Origin of the sequence: Escherichia albertii (genome assembly GCF_028622335.1) — a bacterium.
GTDB classification, from domain to species: Bacteria; Pseudomonadota; Gammaproteobacteria; order Enterobacterales; family Enterobacteriaceae; genus Escherichia; species Escherichia albertii.
The window spans coordinates 2,507,107-2,529,311 of record NZ_CP117568.1 but is presented as its reverse complement, the minus strand read 5'-3'; the positions used below and the strand labels follow the sequence as shown (position 1 = coordinate 2,529,311).

22 protein-coding genes are annotated in these 22,205 nt (G+C 51.6%); 18 read left to right on the top strand and 4 right to left on the bottom strand.

What is annotated here, in order from left to right; genetic code table 11:
- Positions 1-669, bottom strand: coding sequence for a GMP/IMP nucleotidase (gene yrfG, locus PS053_RS12370; protein WP_002460031.1), 669 nt, complete (start codon positions 667-669; stop codon positions 1-3).
- Between the two features lie 64 nt (positions 670-733).
- Positions 734-2,869 (bottom strand): intracellular growth attenuator protein IgaA, encoded by a 2,136-nt coding sequence (gene igaA / locus PS053_RS12365; protein WP_000104498.1) that lies wholly within the window; start codon positions 2,867-2,869, stop codon positions 734-736.
- 321 nt (positions 2,870-3,190) lie between these two features.
- Here igaA and nudE point away from each other — a divergent pair, with 321 nt between their 5' ends.
- Positions 3,191-3,751: an ADP compounds hydrolase NudE gene (gene nudE, locus PS053_RS12360; protein WP_000045724.1), complete on the top strand. Its 561-nt coding sequence runs from the start codon at positions 3,191-3,193 to the stop codon at positions 3,749-3,751.
- Between the two features lie 9 nt (positions 3,752-3,760).
- Here the strand turns inward: nudE and PS053_RS12355 are convergent, their stop codons facing one another.
- Positions 3,761-4,411 carry a hypothetical protein gene (locus tag PS053_RS12355; protein ID WP_256879180.1) on the bottom strand — a complete coding sequence of 217 codons (651 nt, stop codon included), beginning with the start codon at positions 4,409-4,411 and terminating at the stop codon, positions 3,761-3,763.
- A 53-nt stretch (positions 4,412-4,464) separates the two neighbouring features.
- The gene (gene mrcA / locus PS053_RS12350) at positions 4,465-7,017 is read right to left on the bottom strand and encodes a peptidoglycan glycosyltransferase/peptidoglycan DD-transpeptidase MrcA (RefSeq protein ID WP_059219017.1); all 2,553 of its coding nucleotides are present in this window, start codon (positions 7,015-7,017) and stop codon (positions 4,465-4,467) included.
- A 119-nt stretch (positions 7,018-7,136) separates the two neighbouring features.
- On the opposite strand from mrcA, the gene PS053_RS12345 reads away from it, so the two are divergent.
- The 17 genes from PS053_RS12345 (at position 7,137) to PS053_RS12265 (ending at position 22,198) form a co-directional block, all read left to right on the top strand.
- A complete protein-coding gene (locus PS053_RS12345; RefSeq protein ID WP_256879179.1) occupies positions 7,137-7,916 on the top strand; it encodes a DNA utilization protein HofM in 780 nt (259 codons plus the stop codon).
- A complete protein-coding gene (locus PS053_RS12340; RefSeq protein WP_059220866.1) occupies positions 7,916-8,455 on the top strand; it encodes a PilN domain-containing protein in 540 nt (179 codons plus the stop codon). Before PS053_RS12345 ends, PS053_RS12340 begins: the two co-directional genes overlap by 1 nt.
- Positions 8,439-8,879, top strand: coding sequence for a HofO family protein (locus PS053_RS12335; RefSeq protein WP_256879178.1), 441 nt, complete (start codon positions 8,439-8,441; stop codon positions 8,877-8,879). The genes PS053_RS12340 and PS053_RS12335 overlap by 17 nt, the downstream gene beginning before the upstream one ends.
- Complete coding sequence (locus tag PS053_RS12330; RefSeq protein ID WP_256879177.1) at positions 8,869-9,273, top strand: HofP DNA utilization family protein; 405 nt, start codon at positions 8,869-8,871, stop codon at positions 9,271-9,273. The genes PS053_RS12335 and PS053_RS12330 overlap by 11 nt, the downstream gene beginning before the upstream one ends.
- A complete protein-coding gene (gene hofQ, locus PS053_RS12325) occupies positions 9,185-10,423 on the top strand; it encodes a DNA uptake porin HofQ (protein ID WP_000816022.1) in 1,239 nt (412 codons plus the stop codon). Before PS053_RS12330 ends, hofQ begins: the two co-directional genes overlap by 89 nt.
- Before the next feature lie 400 nt (positions 10,424-10,823).
- Entirely contained in the window at positions 10,824-11,345 is a 522-nt protein-coding gene (aroK, locus tag PS053_RS12320) for a shikimate kinase AroK (protein ID WP_000818619.1), read from the top strand.
- A 56-nt stretch (positions 11,346-11,401) separates the two neighbouring features.
- Entirely contained in the window at positions 11,402-12,490 is a 1,089-nt protein-coding gene (gene aroB / locus PS053_RS12315) for a 3-dehydroquinate synthase (protein ID WP_204629036.1), read from the top strand.
- Positions 12,491-12,581: 91 nt separating this feature from the next.
- Positions 12,582-13,880: a cell division protein DamX gene (gene damX / locus PS053_RS12310; RefSeq protein ID WP_059239607.1), complete on the top strand. Its 1,299-nt coding sequence runs from the start codon at positions 12,582-12,584 to the stop codon at positions 13,878-13,880.
- Between the two features lie 106 nt (positions 13,881-13,986).
- A complete protein-coding gene (gene dam / locus PS053_RS12305; protein ID WP_000742129.1) occupies positions 13,987-14,823 on the top strand; it encodes an adenine-specific DNA-methyltransferase in 837 nt (278 codons plus the stop codon).
- Positions 14,824-14,840: 17 nt separating this feature from the next.
- The gene (gene rpe / locus PS053_RS12300; protein ID WP_000816276.1) at positions 14,841-15,518 is read left to right on the top strand and encodes a ribulose-phosphate 3-epimerase; all 678 of its coding nucleotides are present in this window, start codon (positions 14,841-14,843) and stop codon (positions 15,516-15,518) included.
- Positions 15,511-16,269 (top strand): phosphoglycolate phosphatase, encoded by a 759-nt coding sequence (gene gph / locus PS053_RS12295; protein ID WP_000357094.1) that lies wholly within the window; start codon positions 15,511-15,513, stop codon positions 16,267-16,269. Before rpe ends, gph begins: the two co-directional genes overlap by 8 nt.
- Complete coding sequence (gene trpS, locus PS053_RS12290; RefSeq protein WP_000165547.1) at positions 16,262-17,266, top strand: tryptophan--tRNA ligase; 1,005 nt, start codon at positions 16,262-16,264, stop codon at positions 17,264-17,266. Before gph ends, trpS begins: the two co-directional genes overlap by 8 nt.
- A 299-nt stretch (positions 17,267-17,565) precedes the next feature.
- Positions 17,566-18,471, top strand: a complete 906-nt coding sequence (yhfZ, locus tag PS053_RS12285; protein ID WP_137648634.1) for a GntR family transcriptional regulator YhfZ — start codon at positions 17,566-17,568, stop codon at positions 18,469-18,471.
- A gap of 16 nt (positions 18,472-18,487) precedes the next feature.
- On the top strand, positions 18,488-18,850 hold the full coding sequence (locus tag PS053_RS12280) for a hypothetical protein (RefSeq protein ID WP_000450047.1): 363 nt from the start codon (positions 18,488-18,490) through the stop codon (positions 18,848-18,850).
- Positions 18,851-18,933: 83 nt separating this feature from the next.
- Positions 18,934-20,097 carry a YhfX family PLP-dependent enzyme gene (locus PS053_RS12275; RefSeq protein ID WP_256879176.1) on the top strand — a complete coding sequence of 388 codons (1,164 nt, stop codon included), beginning with the start codon at positions 18,934-18,936 and terminating at the stop codon, positions 20,095-20,097.
- Positions 20,097-21,323 carry a phosphopentomutase gene (locus PS053_RS12270; RefSeq protein WP_256879175.1) on the top strand — a complete coding sequence of 409 codons (1,227 nt, stop codon included), beginning with the start codon at positions 20,097-20,099 and terminating at the stop codon, positions 21,321-21,323. Before PS053_RS12275 ends, PS053_RS12270 begins: the two co-directional genes overlap by 1 nt.
- Positions 21,320-22,198, top strand: coding sequence for a phosphotriesterase-related protein (locus PS053_RS12265; RefSeq protein ID WP_001017968.1), 879 nt, complete (start codon positions 21,320-21,322; stop codon positions 22,196-22,198). The genes PS053_RS12270 and PS053_RS12265 overlap by 4 nt, the downstream gene beginning before the upstream one ends.
- Positions 22,199-22,205 lie beyond the last annotated feature (7 nt).

Below are 22,205 nucleotides of genomic sequence, written 5' to 3'. Positions count from 1 at the left end.
TCACATTAGCGAGGGGATCAGACGTCGGTAGTCATTCAGTGACGGATGGCGAAGATACTGTTTTTCGGCAATCCCGGAGTCGGGGTTAGTGACGCCGAGGCAGTAACGAATTCCAAATTGTGCGGCAGCATCGAGAATGGCTTCACTGTCATCGATAAACAGCGTTCTTTCTGCCTTCAGACCCGTAGCTTCGGCCACCGCATGCCATAACCGCTGATCCTCTTTCGGATAACCAAATGTGTGGGTGGAAAGTAATAAATCAAGGTGTGCGTCCAGACCGGTGTGCTCAAGTTTTACGGCCAGGTTATGCGGGTGAGCGTTGGTGAGCAAAATTCGCTGCTTACCGCTGGCTTTCAGAGCCTCCAGAAACGGAATGGTATCTTCACGCAATACGGCGCGCGGCCCCATCTCGGTGGTCATCGCACAAATATCCAGACCCAGTTGCTCACTCCAGTAATCAAGACAGTACCAGTTTAGCGTATGCTGCACGTCGTGATATTGCTGACGCATATATTCCATCGCTTCCTGTGGTGTGACGCCGTTCTGCGCCCCCCATGTTTCGGGCACCAGTTTTTGCCAGAAATAATTATCGAAGGCGAGGTCGAGTAGTGTGCCGTCCATATCCAGCAGAACGGTGTCTACGTCCTGCCAGGCAATGTTGATATGCATGGGGGAAATCTCCAGAGTGAAGCAATTTGCGCGACAGAGTAGCATAACCTGCCGCGCAAACGTGTTATTCGATGAGGCTTTCTGAAGATGTGAGTAGCTTAGGATTCAGGCAGCTTTCGTAATATTCCTGAATTTTCAGCATACGAATACGATGACGCTGGTAACGTCGCCAGGCCTGTACGCCATTATAGATAGCGCTGCCCAGCATCGTCAGTAGTAGCAATGTGGTACCGAGATAGCGCCACAGGCCGGAACGATCCGGGATAGGGTGCAAGCCGATATGCTGTGTGCCATTGGCATCGGTGAAAATGTTGGTGACGATACCCTCGGCGTTAAACGGCGTATGCATCAACATTTGCGCCAGCTTCTGGAAGGCGCTCCACTGCTCTTGCGGCGGATAGTCATAAAGCGAAACCGTGGGCCACGGCTGATCGACTAAATCGCTGCCTTCGTCACTGACAATCAGGAATCCTCCCGGAGCAGGGCTATTCAGTGATTGTGCCGCTCGTGCCGTTTCATGCGTGATAAATGGGGCCGTGGAGGTTGCCACCAGATTATCGAGTGAATCCGCGCTCACTGGACGGAGCAACACATTCACACCATCGAGTTTCCCTGCATTAGCGCGTTTCACCAGCGTGTACCAGTCTTTACTATTGCTGAGATTCACCAGGGCATTTTTCAGTCGTACGCAATCATCTTTGGCTGCACAAAGATCTGCGGTCTTCAGCACGATGTCGCCAAAGTCATCGAGCAGCACCATACCGGATTTCTGAATTGCGGAACGTAATGAGGCGCTGACGCGAGATTCATCCTCCGGTTTAGGATGCAACTGTCGGTTTACTGACTCTGTCAACGCCATGGCCTTGTTGACCAGCTCAGACTCTGGTAGCGGCAATGAACGGGCGTCATTCCAGATGATCTGTGAGCAGTCAAATGGTAAGAAAGGTGAATTGGTTTTCGCGCTCCAGCTCCCGGACGCCGGGATATTACACATACCTGTACCGCTAAGGCGTAAGGTATCTCCCACCCGTACGCCAGCGTCAGCAAGTTGTTTAACGCTGGTGGCTTCAATAGTCTGCGCGCCCTTCATCCACGAGAGTGTGAATTTCAGCGGCATATCTAATGGGATCCAGAACAGCAGCATAAACAACACCAGCAGCGAACCGACGGCGATAATCGTACTGCGTAGCCAGTGCTGCAACGGGAAATTTTTCACTTCATCGTGCAGTGAAAGATAACGTCCCTGACGGGCCACGTGGCGATCGAGGTAGATATCGATATCGGTTTGTTGGCCGAGATCCTGGGCAATATAAGGTAGCCAGTGGGCAGGATAAACCAGATCGATGATGCCGAGCGAAATGTTGTTTATCTGCTCTTGATCGTTCTCGCCAAATAAGCCCCAACGACGCGGCGTACCACGCAGGCAGTGAATCTCTCGTAGAGAGGATTTTGCCGGCGGCGCGAATATCCCCCACAGACCCGCCGCCAGCAGCAGTAAGGCACCGCCAGCCAGCCACGGAACAAATACATCGGGAGTAACCAGACAGAAAAAAAACATCAGGAAAGAGGCGACAATCAGCAATGCTTCACGCAGCCCATGCGGGCGGCTAAGCTCGTGCTCTTCGTGCGTTTCCTGACGAATGTTGAGCAACTCAATTTGCTCGCTTTCTTCGCCGCGAATCGATGCCTGCGTTGATGAGACAGGTTGTAAGGCGTAGCCGCGGGTCTCCTGCATATACTCTTGCAGCGTATGACCATTGAGTGAAATAACCAGCGGGAGCGAGTTGGTATGAATGAGTTCGACGGTGTTTTCATCGTTGATGTACTGCTCCCAGAAGGGAGGCAGATGCACTTCCACCGAATCGAGGTAATAACGCCATTTGTTGGGATCGTCAGTCGAAATACCGTATCGCGTGATGGCGTGTGTCAGCATCATCACGTTATTGCTTTTGGTGTTCAACGTCAGAGAGACCGGCGCAGTGCAGGCGCCCGTCGGTCCGGGAGCCTGCAAAATTTGCGTCAGGCTTTCAAGATAGTTTTCAACGGCGCTACGTTCTTCAGGAGTGAGTTTGCGCGTTTGTGCGTCAGCGAAGGCGCTAGTCCAGGGCAATTGTCGCCGCCGGGCGCGTATTTTGAACAGCCACCCCGCAAGTAGTGAGCAGGCCAGCAAAGCAGCTAAAAAAATGACAATGGTGCTCATGCTTTCCCCATCTTACTTAATCTGTCAGGCGTGGTAAGTTGCACCCTGGACACAAAACATAATTCTGCGGTTGGCTATCGGCAAGCGTGGAGTTGAACTTGAGCATCATTAAGCGCATCCCAGTGACCGCTGATCATAGCAAACCCTTTGAAGGCGGAATATCAGCAAATTCCTGGAGTTATTTCAACCTATTGACTTTTAATTTGATTTAAGAACTATTATTTATTGAGTTACGTAAATGTAAATAATATGCAATTCACATTGCCGAAAGTGTGTTGCGTATCGCACAATAACGGCTGATTTCACTGCAAAGATTCCACAATGAGCAAATCATTACAAAAACCCTCCATTCTGAATGTTGAAACTGTAGCCCGTTCCCGATTGTTTACTGTCGAAAGCGTGGATCTGGAGTTCAGCAATGGCGTGCGGCGTGTTTATGAAAGAATGCGTCCAACCAACCGGGAAGCGGTGATGATTGTGCCTATTGTCGACGATCACCTGATCCTTATTCGTGAGTACGCGGTAGGAACTGAATCCTACGAACTGGGATTTTCGAAAGGATTAATTGATCCTGGTGAAAGCGTCTATGAAGCTGCAAACCGCGAACTAAAAGAAGAGGTGGGATTTGGCGCGAGGGATCTGACTTTTTTGAAAAAGCTCAGCATGGCGCCGTCTTACTTTTCCAGCAAAATGAATATTGTGGTGGCGCAGGACCTCTACCCGGAATCGCTGGAAGGCGATGAGCCAGAGCCGTTGCCTCAGGTTCGCTGGCCGCTGGCGAAGATAATGGATTTACTTGAAGAGCCTGACTTTAATGAAGCGCGCAATGTTAGCGCGCTGTTCCTCGTACGCGAGTGGTTGAAGGGGCAGGGGCGGTTGTAAATCCCTGGGTTATGCAGGCTGGCGTGACTGGGCGATTTTTTCGTGAATAAACGCCAGTGCTTCCTCTTCTTTATCACTTAGCCATATAAAACTTGATTTGTTTATAACTAATACAAATATATCTTTATAGGGGATAAGGTCATTTATCTCTGACCAGACACAAAAGCTGTGGGTGCCAGATTTTTTCCAGCATTTAACACCGGTCCCATCGATTTGAAAGTTCAATCCTTCCGTTATTGCGTTTTGATTGTAGATATCAGACTGTGCTTTTTTCTGCTTATACCTTGTCCAGTAGGTCTTTACTGAAAAAAACATACCATGTAGCCAAAATACGATAATTAATACTTTGTTTTTGTTGAGGATAAACAGAAGGTCATCGGTGATGTTATTCCAGACTGATAATTCAATTTCTATATTAAATATCCCTAAAATCACGAGAGATGCAGGGAATAGCAAGAAAAACGTGACAGCAATGATGTCATAGAGAGCCGCTTTGTGTAGGCGTGGCACTTTATCGGGATGATACCTTCGTAAAACAAGGCCGGTGATGGTTAGAAAATCAGTCTGGTTAAGGCTGAATGGGGCATATTGCCGGGTGAACTGATGATTACTTTCGTTGCAATTCTCCGAAGGAGAAGGAGAGTGACTGTCCATTTTCATCGACATCTTCCATAGTAAAAGCCCGACAACATTAACGCTGCCGGGCGTCGTTTTTAGAACAATTCCTGCGCCTCGCCATTATCGATAATGGTCGTTCCTACCTCGTGTACCGCCTGTTGTGTTGGCTGCGTACCCTCAATGAAATACTCCTCGCGGCTGTTGCCGCCATTAGCCAGTTGACCGGTGCTGCGATCGATATTCACCGTCACAATACCTGGCGGCGGTGTCAGCGGCTGCTCGGGGACACCTTCCAGCACGGATTTCATATAAGCATCCCATGCTGGCTGGGCACTCTTCGCCCCGCCTTCGTAGCCAGAGATCTGATCTTTAATCGCCCCGGAAGCCGTGGTGTAGCCAAGATTGCGACGGTGATCGTCAAAGCCAATCCATACTGAGGTCACAACACCTGGACCGTAACCTGAGAACCACGCATCTTTTGAACTGTTGGTTGTCCCGGTTTTTCCACCGATATCATGGCGTTGTAAATCTCGACCAGCACGCCAGCCAGTTCCCTGCCAACCCGGTTCGCCAAAGATATTGCTGTTCAACGCGCTCTTAATCAGGAACGCCAGCGGAGTATTGATAACGTGCGGTGCGTATTCCTGTCCGCCGGTCTTCGCTACCAGTGCCTGGTTTGCCTGTTCCAGTTGCGGCATCGGAACGGAAACATTTTGTTGTTCGCGGGAGATAGCCACATCTTCAACGTCGTTGTTTTCCAGCACAGTTGATTTTTGCGTATCACCGTAAATCACTGGAATATCGCACTCCGGGCAGGCTACTTTCGGTTTCGCTTCGAAAATCACGCCGCCCTGATCGTTTTCAATTTTACTGATAAACCACGGATCGACCAGGAAGCCGCCGTTTGCCATTACCGCATAGCCGCGCGCCACCTGCATTGGTGTGAATGAGGCAGACCCCAGCGCCAGTGATTCCGTGTGAACAATGTTTTGCGCCGGGAAGCCGAAGCGTTGCAGATATTCAGCGGCGTAGTCGACACCCATTGCCCGCATGGCACGTACCATTACGACGTTTTTCGACTGCCCCAGTCCCTGACGTAAGCGAATAGGGCCGGCGTACTGCGGCGGAGAGTTTTTGGGTTGCCAGTCAGAACCTGCACCTGCATCCCAGCGGGAAATCGGCACATCGTTCAACATACTTGCCAGCGTCAGACCTTTATCCATTGCTGCGGTGTAGAGGAACGGTTTGATATTTGAACCAACCTGACGCAGTGCCTGGGTCGCTCGGTTAAACTTGCTCTGGTTGAAATCAAAGCCACCGACCAGCGCCATAACCGCGCCGTTTTGTGGATTGATAGACACCAACGCTGAGTTCACTTCCGGTACTTGCGCCAGCCACCAGACCTCGCCTACCTGACGAACCCAGATTTGCTGCCCCGTTTGTAGAACATCGGTCACTTTACGCGGCGTCGGCCCCTGTTGAGTATCGGAACGGTAAGGGCGCGCCCAGCGAACTCCCTCCATACTTAGCGTGACTGACGTTCCGTCCGCCAGCATTGCCGTTGCTTCTTGCGGGTTAGCGCTGGTGACTGCGGCAGGTAGCAGAGGTCCATAGGTCGGTAGCGCTTTCAGCGTATCGGTAATTTTGGTGCTATCCCATGCTGACTCGCCCACTTTCCACAACACATTGGCCGGGCCGCGGTAGCCGTGGCGCATGTCATAGTCCAGCACGTTATTACGCACTGCCTGCTGCGCGGCCTGCTGTACTTTGCGAGTAATGGTAGTGTAAATGCGATAACCATCTTCATAGGCGCTTTCGCCGTAACGGTTATACATCTCCTGGCGCACCATTTCGGTGAGATACGGCGCAGAGAACGCAATCTCTGGCGCGTGATAGTTAGCGTTAATCGCCTCTGTACGCGTTTGATCGTACTGTTGTTGAGTGATGTACCCTTCGTTCAGCATGCGCGATAGCACGACGTTACGCCGTGCAACGGCGCGATCCATTGAGTAGAGCGGGTTGAAGGTGGAAGGGGCTTTCGGCAGCCCGGCAATTACCGCCATCTCGTTTAGCGTCAGTTGGTCGACGGTTTTACCGAAATAGACTTGTGCAGCGGCGCCGACGCCATAGGCGCGGTAACCGAGATAAATCTTGTTCAGATAAAGCTCAAGGATCTCATCTTTAGTCAGCAACTGCTCAATACGAATCGCGAGGAAGACTTCCTTAATTTTACGCATCAGCGTGCGTTCTGGACTCAGGAAGAAGTTTCTCGCCAGTTGCTGGGTAATGGTGCTCGCCCCTTGTGATGCATGACCGGAGAACAGCGCCACGCTTGCCGCACGGAAGATCCCCACCGGGTCAATGCCGTGATGCTCGTAGAAGCGACTGTCTTCTGTCGCGATAAAGGCTTTCACCATTTCCGGCGGGATTTGATCCAGCGTAACCGGAATACGACGCTTTTCACCGTATTGAGCAATGAGCTCGCCATCGGCGCTGTATATCTGCATCGGAATTTGCAGGCGAACATCTTTTAATGTCGCCACATCCGGCAGTTGTGGCTCGATGTAGCGGTAGAGGCCATAAATCGAGCCTGCTCCCAGCAGAATGCAACAGACTGCAAGGATCAAAAAATACTTTACGAACTTCACTGGAAATTTCCCATTTAGTTTCACTTGGGCAGTTTATAAACAAACGCGCGGTAGTATAAAGGCAAGCCAGACGCATTGATATACCCGTCAGAGTGGCGGGTGATAAGGAGATCATCACAATGGCATTTAAGAGCTGGCAAATTGGTTTGCATTTACAACAACAAGACGCAGTGGCGGTTGCTATCGTGCGTGGCGCTAAAACGTGCTTTTTGCAACGTTGGTGGCGTTTGCCGCTGGCGACAGACGCTATTAAAGACGGACGTATTCTTGACACAGAACAATTGGTAAAAGCGTTGTTACCGTGGAGCCGCGAACTACCGCATCGTCACCATATTATGCTGTCATTTCCCGCCAGCCGGACGTTGCAAAGAGCGTTTGCGCGCCCGGCAATGGCCCTCGGCGAGCGGGAACAAACGGCCTGGCTGGCAGGTTCGATGGCCCGCGAACTGGATATGGATCCAGACTCTTTACGCTTCGATTACAGCGAAGACTCTCTCAGTCCCGCTTATAACGTGACCGCTGCGCAAAGCAAAGAACTGGCAGTGCTGCTTACCCTGGCAGAACGGTTGCGTGTTCACGTTAGCGCAATCACCCCGGATGCCTGCGCTCTGCAACGGCTTCTGCCTTTTTTACCCCCTCACCAACAATGTCTGGCCTGGTATGATAATGAGCAATGGCTATGGGCGACGCGGTATAGCTGGGGGAGAAAACGGGCGGTAGGGATGACGAGCGTAAATGACCTTGCAGAGGCGTTAGCTATTGACCCCGAAAGTATCGCGATATGTGGTGAAGGCGGATTTGATCCTTGGGATGCGGTTTCTGTCCGGCAATCCCCGCTACCGCCACCGGGCGGGGGCTTCGCTGTCGCACTGGGGCTGGCGCTCGGGGAGATTTTCTGATGAACCCGCCAATCAATTTTTTGCCCTGGCGGCAACAACGTCGGGCGGCCTTTCTTCGCTTCTGGTTGTTGGCGTTTGTTTCTCCTCTACTGCTGGCAGCAGGAATGATGCTGATGTTGCGTTTGGCAACTGATACTGAAGCACAGATTGAAGCTGTTTTACTCCAGGCAGAACAACAGCGCGCCAGCCTCTTAAAGGCCAGTAAGCCGCGTTTGCTGGAACGTCAACAGTTGCGCGAGCAGCATTTGCAACGTCAGCGCCAGCGACAATTGACGCGCGACTGGCAGCCGGCTCTGGAAGCACTGGCGACGTTCCTGCCAGAACAGGCGTGGCTGACGACAATGAACTGGCAACAGGAAATGTTGCAGGTAAAGGGACTGACGACAAGCATCAGCGCGTTAAATGCTCTGGAAACGGCACTTCGCCAGGATACTTCTTTTCAGCTCAACCAGCGAGGGACCACACAGCAGGATGCGCAGGGACGCTGGCAATTTGAGTATCAGTTAACAAGGAAAGTCGGCAATGAACATGCTTTTTGACAGGTGGTACACGGCTTTGCCTCACGTAAGGCTGCTTTGTTGGGCCGGTTGGTTGCTGATGTTGCTGGTCCTTCTCTTTTTCTCAGCGACACGTCAGGAAGAGAACGTCGCGATATCTCGATTGCGGGTAAGTAATCACCAGCAATGGGCTAATTTACATCGACTGGTGGACATCACTCCTGTCGACGACGAAAAAACGCTGCCTTTTTCCCCACTCGATTTTCAGTTGTCCGGTACGCAACTGGTGCATTGGCATCCATCCGCTCAGGGAGGCGAACTGGCGTTGAAAACACTCTGGGAAGCGGTGCCGTCGATATTTACCCGACTGGCAGAGCGCAACGTTAACGTGAGCCGTTTTTCGCTTGGCGTTGAAGGCAATGAACTGCTATTCACGCTGCAACTGGAGATGCCACATGAGGGCTAAACGCGGGTTGCTGGTCGTTGCCGCATTATGCTTTTTAACCGGTATGCGCGACCCTTTCAAACCGCCGGAAGATCTGTGCCGGATTAGCGAACTTACTCAGTGGCGATATCAAGGAATGGTGGGACGAGGCGATCGTGTTATTGGCGTAATAAAAGATAATCAGAATAAATGGCGACGGGTACTGCAAAACGATGTGCTGGAAAACGGCTGGACGATCTTACAGTTGACGCCTGACGCATTAACGCTGGGAACCGGGAAAGACTGCGAACCGCCACAATGGTTGTGGCAACGGCAAGGAGAAAAAAATGAAGCAATGGATAGCCGCACTACTGTTGATGATGATTCCCATCGTGCAGGCGGCAAAGCCGCAAAAAGTCACGCTAATGGTGGATGACGTTCCGGTTGCTCAGGTTTTACAGGCGCTGGCTGAACAGGAGAAGTTAAACCTGGTGGTTTCACCCGACGTCAGCGGCACGGTGTCATTGCATTTAACCGATGTCCCCTGGCGACAGGCGCTACAAACCGTAGTGAAAAGCGCCGGGTTGATAACGCGTCAGGAGGGCAACATTCTCTCGGTACATTCTATTGCCTGGCAGAATGACAATATCGCTCGTCAGGAAGCTGAGTGGGCACGGGCGCAGGCTAATCTACCGCTGGAAAATCGCAATATTACCTTGCAGTACGCAGATGCCGGAGAACTGGCAAAAGCAGGAGAGAAGCTGCTTAGCGCCAAAGGCAGTATGACTGTTGATAAGCGCACCAATCGCCTTTTATTACGCGATAACAAAGCGGCGTTAACGGCGCTGGAACAGTGGGCTGCACAAATGGATTTGCCTGTCGGGCAGGTTGAACTGTCGGCACACATTGTCACTATTAATGAAAAAAGCCTGCGGGAACTGGGGGTGAAATGGACGCTGGCCGATGCGCAACACGTTGGCAGCGTTGGGCAAGTGACCACGCTTGGCAGCGATCTCTCCGTGGCAACGGCGACAACGCATATCGGGTTTAATATTGGGCGGATTAACGGACGTTTGCTGGATCTGGAACTGTCTGCACTCGAACAAAAACAGCAACTGGATATTATCGCTAGCCCGCGGCTGTTGGCCTCGCATCTTCAGCCAGCCAGTATCAAACAAGGGAGTGAAATTCCGTATCAGGTCTCCAGTGGCGAAAGCGGTGCAACGTCGGTGGAGTTCAAAGAAGCAGTGCTGGGGATGGAAGTGACGCCCACCGTGCTACAAAAAGGCCGAATCCGACTGAAATTACACATCAGCCAGAACGTGCCTGGGCAGGTGCTACAGCAGGCCGATGGCGAAGTACTGGCGATAGATAAGCAGGAGATAGAAACGCAGGTCGAAGTTAAAAGCGGAGAAACGCTGGCGTTGGGCGGCATCTTTACCCGTAAAAATAAATCGGGTCAGGATAGCGTACCGCTACTGGGAGACATCCCCTGGTTTGGGCAATTATTTCGTCATGATGGAAAAGAAGATGAACGACGTGAGTTAGTGGTATTTATCACGCCACGGCTTGTTTCCAGTGAGTAAACTTGCCGCAAAAACAGCGAGTTTTTTATGCTGAACACGTTTCATCTATTTGACGCGCGCAGGTATTTAGCATACAAGGAGTACCGATTTGAGAGTCGGTGCTCTTCGTTGCCATGTTCCATGATGGTGATTTATCTTTCACACGGCATTTTGCTGTCTTTTTTACGCTAATCTTACCCGGTGATTTATCGCCAGAGTGGTGATAGCAAGGCAGTGCGCCTGCAGCGACCAGATATGCAGAGGGATAGGCGATTTATTCAGTTGCCAAACCCGCTGGAGTATTGAGATAATTTTCAGTCTGACTCTCGCAATATCTTATGAGGTTTCAGTTCATGTCCTGTGGCGCTCTCTGAGCGAAGCGGGTTTATCATTAACGAATAGTCTTAGTAGTACCGAAAAAATGGCAGAGAAACGCAATATCTTTCTGGTTGGGCCTATGGGTGCCGGAAAAAGCACTATTGGGCGCCAGTTAGCTCAACAACTCAATATGGAATTTTACGATTCCGATCAAGAGATTGAGAAACGAACCGGAGCTGATGTGGGCTGGGTTTTCGATTTAGAAGGCGAAGAAGGCTTCCGCGAGCGTGAAGAAAAGGTCATCAATGAGTTGACCGAAAAACAGGGTATTGTGCTGGCTACCGGCGGCGGCTCTGTGAAATCCCGTGAAACGCGTAACCGTCTTTCCGCTCGTGGCGTTGTCGTTTATCTTGAAACGACCATCGAAAAGCAACTTGCACGTACGCAGCGTGATAAAAAACGTCCGTTGCTGCACGTTGAAACACCGCCGCGTGAAGTTCTGGAAGCGTTGGCCAATGAACGCAATCCGTTGTATGAAGAGATTGCCGACGTGACCATTCGTACTGATGATCAAAGCGCTAAAGTGGTCGCAAACCAGATTATTCATATGTTAGAAAGCAACTAATTCTGGTTTTATATACACTCGTCTGCGGGTACAGTAATTAAGGTGGATGTCGCGTTATGGAGAGGATAGTCGTTACTCTCGGGGAACGTAGTTACCCAATTACCATCGCATCTGGTTTGTTTAACGAACCAGCTTCATTCTTACCGTTGAAATCGGGCGAGCAGGTGATGTTGGTTACCAACGAAACTCTGGCTCCTCTGTATCTCGATAAGGTTCGCGGTGTACTCGAACAGGCGGGTGTTAACGTTGATTGCGTTATCCTCCCTGATGGCGAGCAGTATAAAAGCCTGACGGTACTCGACACGGTCTTTACGGCGTTGTTGCAAAAGCCGCATGGTCGCGATACTACGCTGGTGGCGCTTGGCGGCGGCGTAGTCGGCGATCTTACCGGCTTTGCGGCGGCGAGCTATCAGCGCGGCGTTCGTTTCATTCAAGTCCCGACGACGTTACTGTCGCAGGTCGACTCCTCTGTTGGCGGCAAAACCGCAGTCAACCATCCCCTCGGTAAAAACATGATTGGCGCGTTCTATCAGCCAGCTTCGGTGGTGGTGGATCTCGACTGTCTGAAAACGCTTCCCCCGCGAGAGTTAGCGTCTGGGCTGGCGGAAGTTATCAAATACGGCATTATTCTTGACGGTGAGTTTTTCAACTGGCTGGAAGAGAATATGGATGCGTTACTTCGTCTGGATGGTCCAGCAATGGCGTACTGCATTCGCCGTTGTTGTGAGCTGAAAGCAGAAGTTGTCGCTGCCGACGAGCGCGAATCCGGCTTACGTGCTTTACTGAATCTGGGGCACACCTTTGGTCATGCCATTGAAACTGAAATGGGTTATGGCAATTGGTTACACGGTGAAGCGGTCGCAGCAGGTATGGTAATGGCGGCGCGGACGTCAGAACGTCTCGGGCAGTTCAGTTCTGCCGAAACGCAGCGTATTATAACCCTGCTCACGCGGGCGGGGTTACCGGTTAATGGGCCGCGCGAAATGGCTGTGCAGGCGTATTTACCGCATATGCTGCGTGATAAGAAAGTCCTTGCGGGAGAGATGCGGTTAATTCTTCCGCTGGCAATCGGTAAGAGCGAAGTTCGCGGCGGTGTGCCGCACGAACTCGTTCTTAACGCAATTGCCGATTGTCAATCAGCGTAACAACAAGAAAGGTCGGACCGCTTATCCAGCGGTCTATTAGCTTCAGGTTAATCGCAGTGTGGTAAGCATTAACCTTTTAGTGGGGTGTTAAATGGATGAATTCAAACCAGAAGACGAGCTGAAACCCGATCCCAGCGATCGTCGTACTGGTCGTTCTCGTCAATCTTCTGAGCGTTCTGAACGTACTGAACGTGGTGAACCGCAGATCAATTTTGATGATATTGAACTTGATGATGCTGACGATCGCCGCCCAACTCGCGCACAAAAAGGGCGCGATGAGGAACCGGAAGTCGAACAAGAAGATGACGAATACGAAGATGAAACCGTGGATGAAGAGCGTGTAGAACGCCGTCCGCGTAAGCGCAAAAAAGCAGCCAGCAAGCCCGCTTCTCGTCAGTATATGATGATGGGCGTCGGTATTCTGGTGCTGCTGCTGTTGATCATTGGCATCGGCTCTGCGCTTAAAGCCCCTTCGACCTCTTCCAGCGAACAAACTGCGTCTGGTGAGAAAAGTATTGATCTTGCTGGTAATACTGCCGATCAGACGAATGGCGTGCAGCCAGCGCCGGGAATCTCGTCTGCGGGCAATACTCAGCAGGATGTTTCTCTGCCGCCGATCTCTTCCACGCCGACTCAGGGGCAAACCCCGACGGCAGCGGATGGGCAGCAACGTGTTGAAGTGCAGGGCGATCTGAATAACGCACTGACTCAGCCGCAAAATCAGCAGCAGTTAAATAATGTGGCGGTCAACTCCACGCTGCCGACTGAACCCGCAACGGTGGCGCCTGTCCGTAACGGCAACGCGTCGCGTGATACGGCGAAAACGCAGGTTGTCGAACGCCCGACCACTACGCGTCCGGCTCGTCAGCAGGCGGTGATTGAACCGAAAAAACCGCAAGCAACCGTGAAAACGGAACCGAAGCCGGTAGCACAGCAGCCGAAACGCACTGAGCCGACCACGCCTGCCGCGAGCACGAAGGTACCGGCTGCGACTTCTACGCCAGCCGCAACGCCAGCGCCGAAAGAGACGGCGACTACTGCGCCAGTACAAACGGCATCTCCGGCACAAGCTACGACAACACCTGCCGCAGGGGCGAAGACTACAGGTAATGTTGGTTCGTTGAAATCGGCACCGTCCAGCCATTACACTCTGCAGCTGAGTAGTTCCTCTAACTACGACAACCTGAACGGTTGGGCGAAGAAAGAGAACCTGAAAAACTACGTTGTCTATGAAACGACGCGTAATGGTCAGCCATGGTATGTCCTGGTTTCTGGTGTGTACGCTTCGAAAGAAGAGGCGAAAAAGGCAGTGTCTACATTGCCAGCCGATGTCCAGGCCAAGAATCCGTGGGCGAAACCATTGCGCCAGGTACAGGCCGATCTGAAGTAATCAAGGCGATTTCCCGCAATGGATTACCGTTGCGGGAACTGCCTGAAGCGCTGGATGCTGTCGGAGCTTTCTCCACAGCCGGAGAAGGTGTAATTAGTTAGTCAGCATGAAGAAAAATCGCGCTTTTTTGAAGTGGGCAGGGGGTAAATATCCTCTGCTTGATGATATTAAACGGCATTTGCCCAAGGGCGAGTGTCTGGTTGAGCCTTTCGTCGGTGCCGGGTCGGTGTTTCTCAACACCGACTTTTCTCGTTATATCCTTGCTGATATCAACAATGATCTGATTAGTCTTTACAACATAGTGAAGACGCGTACGGAAGAGTACGTGCAGGCTGTTCGCGAGCTGTTTGTCCCGGAGACGAATTGTGCCGAGGTCTACTATCAGTTCCGTGAAGAGTTCAACAAAAGCCAGGATCCCTTCCGCCGGGCGGTGTTGTTTTTATATCTGAATCGCTACGGCTACAACGGTTTGTGCCGTTACAACCTGCGCGGTGAATTTAACGTGCCGTTTGGCCGCTATAAAAAGCCCTATTTCCCGGAAGCCGAGTTGTATCACTTCGCCGAAAAAGCGCAGAATGCTTTTTTCTATTGTGAGTCTTACGCCGATAGCATGGCGCGTGCGGATGATAGCTCTGTCGTCTATTGTGATCCGCCTTATGCGCCGCTTTCCGCGACCGCTAATTTTACGGCGTACCACACAAACAGTTTTACGCTTGAACAACAAGCGCATCTGGCGGAGATCGCCGAGGGACTGGTTGATCGCCAGATTCCGGTACTGATCTCCAATCACGATACGATGTTAACGCGCGAGTGGTATCAGCGCGCAAAATTGCATGTCGTCAAAGTTCGACGCAGTATAAGCAGCAACGGCGGCACACGTAAAAAGGTGGACGAACTGCTGGCTTTGTACAAACCAGGAGTCGTTTCACCCGCGAAAAAATGATTCTCAAGGAGAAGCGGATGAAACAGTATTTGATTGCCCCCTCAATTCTGTCGGCTGATTTTGCCCGTCTGGGTGAAGATACCGCAAAGGCTCTGGCAGCTGGCGCTGATGTCGTGCATTTTGACGTCATGGATAACCACTATGTTCCCAACCTGACAATTGGGCCAATGGTGCTGAAATCCTTGCGTAACTACGGCATTACCGCCCCTATCGATGTGCATTTGATGGTGAAACCGGTTGATCGCATTGTGCCGGATTTCGCCGCCGCTGGCGCCAGCATCATTACTTTTCATCCTGAAGCCTCTGAGCACGTTGACCGCACGCTGCAACTGATTAAAGAAAATGGCTGTAAAGCGGGTCTGGTATTTAACCCGGCGACACCGCTGAGCTATCTGGATTACGTAATGGACAAGCTGGATGTGATCCTGCTGATGTCTGTTAACCCAGGCTTTGGTGGTCAATCTTTCATTCCACAAACACTCGATAAACTGCGCGAAGCGCGTCGTCGCATTGACGACTCTGGCTTTGACATCCGTCTGGAAGTGGATGGTGGCGTGAAGGTGAATAACATTGGTGAAATCGCTGCAGCGGGGGCGGATATGTTCGTTGCAGGTTCGGCTATTTTCGACCAGCCAGACTATAAAAAAGTCATTGATGAAATGCGCAGTGAACTGGCAAAGGTAAGTCATGGATAAGTTTGAAGATATTCGCGGCGTCGCTTTTGATCTCGATGGTACGCTTGTTGATAGTGCTCCCGGTCTGGCTGCCGCGGTAGATATGGCGTTGTACGCGCTGGAGTTGCCTGTCGCAGGTGAAGAACGCGTTATTACCTGGATTGGTAATGGCGCAGATGTCCTGATGGAGCGAGCGCTGATCTGGGCTCGCCAGGAACGTGCGACTCTGCGTAAAACAATGGGTAAACCGCCCGTTGATGATGACGTTCCGCTACCGGAACAAGTTCGTATTTTGCGTAAGTTGTTCGATCGCTATTATGGCGAGGTTGCCGGGGAAGGGACGTTTTTGTTCCCGCACGTTGCCGATACGCTTGGCGCGTTGCAGGCTAAAGGGCTGCCGTTAGGTGTAGTCACCAATAAACCGACGCCGTTTGTTGCGCCGCTGTTGGAATCCTTAGATATTGCAAAATACTTTAGTGTGGTTATCGGCGGCGATGATGTGAAAAATAAAAAGCCGCACCCGGACCCGCTGTTACTGGTGGCTGAACGGATGGGCATTGCCCCACAACAGATGCTGTTTGTCGGTGATTCCCGCAATGATATTCAGGCAGCAAAAGCAGCCGGTTGCCCATCAGTTGGCTTAACCTACGGATATAACTACGGCGAGGCTATCGATCTCAGCCAGCCTGATGTAATTTATCACTCTATAAATGACCTTCTGCCCGCATTAGGGCTTCCGCATAGCGAAAATCAGGAATCGAAAAATGACTAAGCCCATCGTTTTTAGTGGCGCACAGCCCTCAGGTGAATTGACCATTGGTAACTACATGGGTGCGCTGCGTCAGTGGGTAAACATGCAGGATGACTACCATTGCATTTACTGTATCGTTGACCAGCATGCTATCACTGTGCGTCAGGATGCTCAGAAACTGCGTAAAGCGACGCTGGATACGCTGGCGCTGTACCTGGCTTGTGGTATCGATCCTGAGAAAAGCACCATCTTTGTTCAGTCTCATGTACCGGAACATGCGCAGTTAGGCTGGGCGCTGAACTGCTATACCTACTTCGGCGAATTGAGCCGCATGACACAGTTCAAAGATAAATCTGCGCGTTATGCCGAAAACATCAACGCCGGGCTGTTTGATTATCCGGTGCTGATGGCGGCAGATATTTTGCTGTATCAAACCAACCTGGTGCCGGTCGGTGAAGATCAGAAACAGCATCTGGAACTGAGCCGTGACATCGCCCAGCGTTTTAACGCGCTATACGGCGATATCTTTAAAGTGCCGGAGCCGTTTATTCCGAAATCTGGCGCACGCGTAATGTCGTTGCTGGAGCCGACCAAGAAGATGTCCAAGTCTGACGATAACCGCAATAACGTTATCGGCCTGTTGGAAGATCCGAAATCGGTAGTGAAGAAAATCAAACGAGCGGTCACCGACTCCGACGAGCCACCGGTGGTTCGCTACGATGTGCAGAACAAAGCGGGCGTTTCCAACCTGCTGGATATCCTTTCTGCGGTCACGGGCCAGAGCATCCCGGAACTGGAAAAACGGTTCGAAGGCAAGATGTATGGTCACCTGAAAGGCGAAGTGGCAGAAGCGGTTTCCGGTATGCTGACTGAATTGCAGGAGCGTTATCACCGTTTCCGCAATGACGAAGCTTTCCTGCAACAGGTAATGAAAGACGGCGCGGAAAAAGCCAGCGCACACGCTTCCCGCACGCTGAAAGCGGTTTACGAAGCGATTGGTTTTGTGGCGAAGCCGTAATTTAACATTGTTGGCAAAATGTGGTTTGTTCATGCCGGATGCGGCATGAACGCCTTAATCCAGTCTACAAAGTAATGCAAATTCAACATATTGCAAGGAAATGTAGACTTGATAAGCGTAGCGCATCAGGTAATTTTGCTTTTGTCATCACTCAGAAACCGGGGAAACCCGGTTTTTTTATGCCCTTATTTGCAATAATCCGAAAAAATGTGAAGTGCCTCGTCGTTTCCACATCTTGCGGTTGCTCATTATCTTCATTTTAATGAGGATACAAATATTCATTTTATTGAAAATTTACTATGCGTCGAACGTTTATCAAAAAAGAAGGCGTCGTCATCACGACGCTGGCCCGTTATTTGTTAGGTGAGAAGTGCGGTAATCGGCTGAAAACAATAGATGAACTGGCAACTGAATGCCGTTCATCGGTTGGTCTGACGCAGGCCGCGTTGAAAACGCTGGAATCTGGCGGTGCGATACGTATTGAACGTCGTGGGCGCAATGGCAGTTATCTGGTTGAGATGGATAACAAAGCGCTGCTGAGTCATGTAGATATCAACAATGTGGTATGTGCCATGCCCTTGCCCTATACCCGCTTGTACGAAGGTTTAGCGAGCGGGCTGAAAGCCCAGTTTGATGGCATTCCTTTTTACTATGCGCATATGCGCGGCGCAGATATTCGCGTGGAGTGCTTGCTTAACGGTGTCTATGACATGGCGGTGGTTTCTCGCCTGGCGGCGGAAAGTTATCTCACGCAAAAAGGCTTATGCCTCGCTCTGGAGTTAGGACCGCATACCTACGTTGGCGAGCACCAGTTGATTTTCCGCAAAGGAGAATCCTCCGCTGTGAAACGCGTGGGGCTGGATAACCGTTCGGCGGATCAGAAAATCATGACCGATGTCTTTTTTGGCAGTAGCGATGTGGAACGGGTCGATCTTTCTTATCACGAGAGTTTACAGCGCATTGTTAAAGGCGATGTCGATGCGGTGATCTGGAACGTGGTGGCGGAAAGCGAACTGGCAATGCTGGGATTAGAAGCGATGCCGCTGACGGATGACCCACGGTTTTTGCAGGCCACTGAAGCGGTAATTTTGACGCGTGCCGATGATTACCCGATGCAACAATTGCTGCATGCGGTTGTTGATAAACATGCCCTGCTTACCCATCAACAGCGTGTGGTAAGTGGGGAACAGGAACCCAGTTATTAAATGAAAGGCATCTGACATGGAAACCAGGCTAAACCTGCTTTGCGGTGCAGGGGTAATAGATAAGGACATCTGCAAAGGTATGATGCAGGTCGTGAAGATACTGGAAATTGAATGCCATCTGCCGGTGCGCAGTGAGCAGGGGACGATGGCGATGACACATATGGCGAGTGCGCTGATGCGCAGTCGTCGTGGTGAAGAAATAGAGCCGCTGGATGATGAATTGCTGACAGAGCTGGCGCAATCCAGCCACTGGTCAGCCATTTTACAATTGCATCAGGTGTTGTTGAGGGAATTCGCACTGGAAGTTAACCCGTGTGAAGAAGGCTATTTGCTGGCCAACCTTTATGGATTATGGATGGCTGCTAACGAAGAGGTTTGAAGCTCCCGGCAAATCCACGTCGCACATCTTAAATATTCAAAAAAATGAATATTTAATTCAAGGAACAGAAACGAGGCAACAAGATGTTTGTAGAAGCATTGAAACGCCAGAACCCGGCACTGATTTGCGCCGCACTAAGTTTGTGGCAACAGGGCAAGATTGCCCCGGACAGTTGGGTGATCGACGTGGATCAGGTACTGGAAAACGGCAAGCGACTGATTGAGACGGCACGGCTTTACGGTATTGAACTGTATCTGATGACCAAGCAGTTTGGTCGTAACCCGTGGCTGGCGGAAAAACTGCTGGCACTGGGCTACAGCGGCATTGTGGCGGTGGATTACAAAGAGGCGAGGGTCATGCGCCGTGCCGGTTTGCCGGTAGCGCATCAGGGACATCTGGTACAAATCCCTTGTCATCAGGTTTCTGACGCTGTTGAACAGGGTACCGACGTCATCACCGTGTTTACTCTCGACAAAGCACGGGAAGTTTCGGCGGCGGCGGTGAAAGCCGGACGAGTGCAGTCGGTACTGCTCAAAGTTTATAGTGACGATGATTTTCTTTATCCGGGGCAGGAGAGCGGTTTTGTACAGCATTCGCTGCACGAGGTGGTTGCTGAAATCCAAAAACTTCCCGGACTACATTTAGCGGGACTTACCCATTTTCCTTGCCTGCTTTGGGATGAAACCCGCGGGAAAGTTTTACCCACGCCGAATCTGCACACGCTGGTACAGGCACGGGAGCAACTGGCGAAAGCAGGTATTGCGCTTGAACAACTGAACGCGCCTTCAGCGACCAGCTGTACTTCGCTGCCATTGCTGGCGGGATACGGTGTGACTCATGCCGAACCCGGTCACGCGCTGACGGGGACGATTCCGGCAAATCAGCTGGGCGACCAGCCTGAACGTGTCGCGATACTTTGGTTGAGCGAAATTTCCCACCACTTCCATGGCGACAGCTACTGCTACGGCGGCGGTTATTACCGTCGTGGTCATGCGCAACATGCGCTGGTGTTTACGCCAGAAAATCAAAGGATTACTGAAACATACCTCAAAGCCGTGGATGACGGCAGTATTGACTATACCCTCCCGCTGGCAGGCGAGCATCCGGTAAGTAGTGCGGTGGTGCTCTGTTTTCGCACGCAGATTTTTGTTACCCGCAGCGATGTGGTGCTGGTGTCTGGTATTCAACACGGCACGGCAGAAATCGTTGGTCGTTACGATAGTCTTGGCAACCTTCTGGAGGCGTAATGGCGCGATTCGTGGTGTTAGTGATCGATAGCTTCGGCGTAGGCGCAATGAAAGATGTCACGCTGGTGCGCCCGCAAGATGCCGGGGCCAATACTTGCGGGCACATTCTTAGCGAGTTACCGCATTTACAACTGTCGACGCTGGAGAAGCTTGGGTTAATCAATGCACTGGGGTATGCACCGGGTGATATGCAGTCATCGGATTTCGCTGTCTGGGGCGTGGCAGAGCTGCAACATGAAGGTGGCGATACTTTTATGGGGCATCAGGAAATTTTAGGTACGCGCCCCGTGCCGCCGTTGCGAATGCCTTTTAGTGACGTCATTGACCGTGTTGAACGGGCGTTAATGACGGCGGGCTGGCAGGTAGAACGCCGTGGCGATGAGTTGCAGTTCCTGTGGGTAAACCAGGCGGTGGCGATTGGCGATAACCTTGAGGCAGATTTGGGGCAGGTCTATAACATCACCGCCAATCTCTCTGTGATCTCTTTTGACGATGCAATCAAAATTGGTCGTATCGTGCGTGAGCAGGTACAGGTCGGTCGGGTCATTACATTTGGCGGCTTGTTAACCGACAGCCAGCGCATTCTCGATGCAGCAGAAAGCAAAGAAGGGCGTTTTATTGGCATCAATGCGCCGCGTTCTGGCGCTTATGACAACGGCTTCCAGGTCGTGCATATGGGCTACGGTGTTGATGAAAAAGCGCAGGTGCCGCAAAAACTGTATGAAGTGGGCGTGCCAACCGTGCTGGTGGGTAAGGTGGCGGATATCGTCAGCAACCCTCATGGCGTGAGCTGGCAAAACCTGGTGGATAGCCAGCGGATTATGGACATCACTCTCGACGAGTTTAACACGCATCCGACGGCGTTTATTTGCACCAATATCCAGGAGACCGACCTCGCCGGGCACGCGGAAGACGTTGCTCGTTATGCCGAGCGTCTACAGATTGTTGACCGTAATCTTGCCCGCCTGATAGCTGCAATGCAGCCAGATGATTGCCTGATCGTCATGGCCGATCACGGTAACGACCCGACTATCGGTCACAGCCACCATACCCGCGAGGTGGTGCCGGTGCTGGTTTATCAGCACGAGTTGGTTGCCACACAACTCGGTGTTCGTACCACGCTTTCTGATGTAGGCGCCACGGTATGTGAATTTTTCCGTGCGTCGCCGCCACAAAACGGCAGCTCTTTTTTATCTTCTTTTCGCTTCCAGAGAGACACCTTATGAATATCGATCCAACGGGCTATACCCTGGCCCACGAGCATCTGCATATCGATCTCTCTGGCTTTAAAAATAATCTGGACTGCTGCCTTGATCAGTATGCGTTCATCTGTCAGGAGATGAACGGCCTGATGGCGCATGGCGTGCGTAATGTGATTGAGATGACCAACCGCTACATGGGCCGCAATGCGCAATTTATGCTCGATGTGATGCGCGAGACAGGGATCAATGTGGTGGCCTGTACCGGTTATTACCAGGACGCGTTTTTTCCTGAACATGTGGCGACCCGCAGCGCGCAGGAACTGGCGCAAGAGATGGTCGATGAAATTGAACAGGGTATTGATGGCACGGAACTGAAAGCCGGGATCATCGCAGAGATAGGCTCCAGCGAAGGCAAGATCACGCCGCTGGAAGAGAAAGTGTTCATTGCCGCCGCGCTGGCGCATAACCAGACCGGACGCCCGATCTCCACGCATACCTCTTTTAGCACCATGGGGCTGGAGCAACTGGCGCTATTGCAAGCCCAGGGAGTTGACCTTTCACGCGTTACCGTCGGGCACTGTGACCTGAAAGACAACCTCGACAACATTTTGAAGATGATCGATCTCGGCGCGTATGTGCAGTTCGACACCATTGGCAAAAACAGTTACTACCCGGATGAGAAGCGCATTGCGATGCTTCATGCGCTACGTGACCGCGGGTTGCTTAACCGCGTCATGCTGTCGATGGATATCACCCGCCGCTCCCATTTAAAAGCCAACGGTGGTTATGGCTATGACTTTTTATTGACCACCTTTATTCCACAATTGCGCCAGTCAGGATTCAGTCAGGCCGATGTGGATGTGATGTTACGTGAAAATCCCTCTCAATTTTTCCAATAAGGACAGA

Bases quoted from the DNA above. Each gene is read 5' to 3' on its own strand.
- PS053_RS12265 (WP_001017968.1), top strand. From the start codon at position 21,320: ATGAATATCGATCCAACGGGCTATACCCTGGCCCACGAGCATCTGCAT.
- yrfG (WP_002460031.1), bottom strand. From the start codon at position 669: ATGCATATCAACATTGCCTGGCAGGACGTAGACACCGTTCTGCTGGAT.
- PS053_RS12355 (WP_256879180.1), bottom strand. From the start codon at position 4,411: ATGAAAATGGACAGTCACTCTCCTTCTCCTTCGGAGAATTGCAACGAA.
- PS053_RS12330 (WP_256879177.1), top strand. From the start codon at position 8,869: ATGAGGGCTAAACGCGGGTTGCTGGTCGTTGCCGCATTATGCTTTTTA.
- PS053_RS12335 (WP_256879178.1), top strand. From the start codon at position 8,439: ATGAACATGCTTTTTGACAGGTGGTACACGGCTTTGCCTCACGTAAGG.
- aroK (WP_000818619.1), top strand. From the start codon at position 10,824: ATGGCAGAGAAACGCAATATCTTTCTGGTTGGGCCTATGGGTGCCGGA.
- damX (WP_059239607.1), top strand. From the start codon at position 12,582: ATGGATGAATTCAAACCAGAAGACGAGCTGAAACCCGATCCCAGCGAT.
- trpS (WP_000165547.1), top strand. From the start codon at position 16,262: ATGACTAAGCCCATCGTTTTTAGTGGCGCACAGCCCTCAGGTGAATTG.
- igaA (WP_000104498.1), bottom strand. From the start codon at position 2,869: ATGAGCACCATTGTCATTTTTTTAGCTGCTTTGCTGGCCTGCTCACTA.
- aroB (WP_204629036.1), top strand. From the start codon at position 11,402: ATGGAGAGGATAGTCGTTACTCTCGGGGAACGTAGTTACCCAATTACC.
- PS053_RS12275 (WP_256879176.1), top strand. From the start codon at position 18,934: ATGTTTGTAGAAGCATTGAAACGCCAGAACCCGGCACTGATTTGCGCC.
- dam (WP_000742129.1), top strand. From the start codon at position 13,987: ATGAAGAAAAATCGCGCTTTTTTGAAGTGGGCAGGGGGTAAATATCCT.
- nudE (WP_000045724.1), top strand. From the start codon at position 3,191: ATGAGCAAATCATTACAAAAACCCTCCATTCTGAATGTTGAAACTGTA.
- yhfZ (WP_137648634.1), top strand. From the start codon at position 17,566: ATGCGTCGAACGTTTATCAAAAAAGAAGGCGTCGTCATCACGACGCTG.
- PS053_RS12270 (WP_256879175.1), top strand. From the start codon at position 20,097: ATGGCGCGATTCGTGGTGTTAGTGATCGATAGCTTCGGCGTAGGCGCA.
- PS053_RS12345 (WP_256879179.1), top strand. From the start codon at position 7,137: ATGGCATTTAAGAGCTGGCAAATTGGTTTGCATTTACAACAACAAGAC.
- rpe (WP_000816276.1), top strand. From the start codon at position 14,841: ATGAAACAGTATTTGATTGCCCCCTCAATTCTGTCGGCTGATTTTGCC.
- PS053_RS12280 (WP_000450047.1), top strand. From the start codon at position 18,488: ATGGAAACCAGGCTAAACCTGCTTTGCGGTGCAGGGGTAATAGATAAG.
- gph (WP_000357094.1), top strand. From the start codon at position 15,511: ATGGATAAGTTTGAAGATATTCGCGGCGTCGCTTTTGATCTCGATGGT.
- PS053_RS12340 (WP_059220866.1), top strand. From the start codon at position 7,916: ATGAACCCGCCAATCAATTTTTTGCCCTGGCGGCAACAACGTCGGGCG.
- hofQ (WP_000816022.1), top strand. From the start codon at position 9,185: ATGAAGCAATGGATAGCCGCACTACTGTTGATGATGATTCCCATCGTG.